Origin of the sequence: Acidocella sp. (genome assembly GCF_035535915.1) — a bacterium.
In the GTDB taxonomy this organism is placed as follows: Bacteria; Pseudomonadota; Alphaproteobacteria; order Acetobacterales; family Acetobacteraceae; genus Acidocella.
The window spans coordinates 1-2,122 of the sequence record NZ_DATLPB010000003.1 but is presented as its reverse complement, the minus strand read 5'-3'; the positions used below and the strand labels follow the sequence as shown (position 1 = coordinate 2,122).

At 61.4% G+C, this 2,122-nt stretch carries 3 protein-coding genes; all 3 read right to left on the bottom strand.

The annotated features are described in order from the left end of the window. On the bottom strand, positions 1 to 598 hold a 598-nt coding region (locus VNC39_RS00365; protein WP_325395045.1), incomplete at its 3' end, for an alpha/beta hydrolase. A 42-nt stretch (positions 599 to 640) separates the two neighbouring features. Continuing rightward, positions 641 to 1,345 (bottom strand): PIG-L family deacetylase, encoded by a 705-nt coding sequence (locus VNC39_RS00360; RefSeq protein ID WP_325395043.1) that lies wholly within the window; start codon positions 1,343 to 1,345, stop codon positions 641 to 643. Between the two features lie 3 nt (positions 1,346 to 1,348). Continuing rightward, positions 1,349 to 2,122 (bottom strand): M17 family metallopeptidase (locus tag VNC39_RS00355; RefSeq protein ID WP_325395041.1); only part of this gene is annotated, 774 nt, incomplete at its 5' end.

Sequence of the window (2,122 nt, the reverse complement as noted above, 5' to 3'; positions counted from 1 at the left end):
AGGTGACGTTGAGCGCGGCCGGGATTGCCGGATAACCGAGCACCAGGAAATCCGGACGGCTATCGGGAGGGGCGATCATTCCCATCATGGCCGCCAAGTGGCCGCCGGCCGAGAACCCCATCATCCCGATGGCGCCGGGCTTCAGGTTCCACTTGGATGCATTTTCGCGCATGAGGCGCATGGCCGCTTCGGCGTCCTCCAGCGCAACATGAATCCGGTCCGCGACCTCATGAATATCGCCCTGCGAGCTGCCGCGCATACTGCCCGGCAAGCGGTATTTCAGCACCACTGCCGCGATGCCGATGCTATTGAGCCAGTGCGCGATATCGTGACCTTCTTTGTCGATGGCCAAGTGCTGATATCCGCCACCGGGACAGATCACGATGCCGGTTCCGTTGGCTTGAGCCTTCGGGGGCAAATACACCGTGATGGTGGGCTGCACAACATTGGTAATCGCACGGTCGATGACACCGCCTTTGCCGCGCTCCTCGATTTTCTCCGCGGGAGCGGATGGGTCGACCGGATTCTTCAGTGGCAGCGAAATTGTCTCCTGCGCCAGGAGGGGCAATGCGATGAACAGTGCAGGCCAAAGTTTCATATGTACAGAATACTGCCAATCGCGAGTTTCGGGTTGTGCCGGTTAGAAATGCCGCGAGGATAATGTCAGGTCCGACAACGCGCCGATGCGCACCGGATCATTCACATAGAAACCAGCGGCGTATTCGACGCCAATGGACAATCCCAGGTGGCGCGCGGCCGATAGCCGCAGATCGACGTAGCCGCGAGTTTGCATCTGTCCGGCATGGCACAGCATGGCGGCTTCCCAGTCTTTAACGATGTCACTAACATCGATAACGATGTCCGGCGGACCGAATTCCTTGGTGATGGTGTAGAAATACAGCGCGGAAATGGTGTGCGCGGCCGTGCCTTTCAGCGAAAAACCTTTGAGGAATTCCAGGCCTCCGTAGCGCGCAAAGCGGCAGGCGTCGCGGACCAGTTGGCCGACAATGGCGTGGTCCGGATGCTGATTCTCGCCGGTGTGTGGCGCGAGCACGATGGCGGGTTGCGTCTTGCGGATCTCGACGGCCAGCTTAAAGGCGTTTTCAGGGGAGCGGAGCAGATGGCAATCGCCTCCGAAATCGAGAAAGTCGATGTCGGCGCCAATGAGCTTCGCGGCGGCCCGAGCTTCGGCTTCGCGCGCCTCGGGAGTGCCGTTAGAACCGGCCTCGCCGCGCGAGAGGACCAGGAGCTTGACGTGGTTGCCCTTGCGCACTTCCCGGATCAGGACGTGCGCGCAGCCAAATTCGATGTCATCGGGGTGCGCGCCGACTGCGAGTATATTCATGACTCACGCCCACCTGGCGGCGAGCTGCGCAAAAGTGCGGACGCAAACGCCGGTGGGTCCCTTAGCGAGGTTTGGCGCGGCTTCATCCAGCCATCCCGTGCCGGCGATATCCAGGTGCACCCAGGGCGTGTCTTCGGCGAATTCGCGCAGGAACCACGCGGCGGTGATGGCGCCGCCCCAGCGCGGCCCGATGTTGGCGAGGTCGGCGAAGGCGCTCTTGAGCAATTCGCGGTAGTCGTCATCCAGCGGCATCGGCCACATGTTTTCGCCTTTCTCTTTCGCGGCGGTGAGGACACGGGCTAGCATTTCCTGGTTATTGGTGAAGGCCCCGGTGTGGACGTGGCCCAGCGCGACGACAATCGCTCCGGTGAGAGTGGCGGTGTCGACCAGATGAGTGCAGCCGAGCCGTTTCGCGTACGTGATGGCGTCGTTCAGGATCAGGCGTCCCTCGGCGTCAGTATTCAACACCTCGATGGTTTTGCCGGAAAGCGATTTGACGATGTCGCCGGGGCGCTGGGCGCGGCCGCTGAGCATGTTCTCGACTGAGGGGACGATGCCGGTTACGGGGATGTTGGGTTTTAGTTGGGCGATGGCGCGCATGGCTCCTAGGACGCCGGCGGCGCCGCACATGTCGTACTTCATTTTCTCCATGTCTTGCGCGGGCTTGATGGAGATGCCGCCGCTGTCGAAGGTGACGCCTTTGCCGATCAGCGCCAGATGGTCGCCGGCTTTCCCATTGCTTTTCGCGCCCGCAGGCTGATACTTCAGGATGATCAT

Bases quoted from the DNA above. Each gene is read 5' to 3' on its own strand.
- VNC39_RS00360 (WP_325395043.1), bottom strand. From the start codon at position 1,345: ATGAATATACTCGCAGTCGGCGCGCACCCCGATGACATCGAATTTGGC.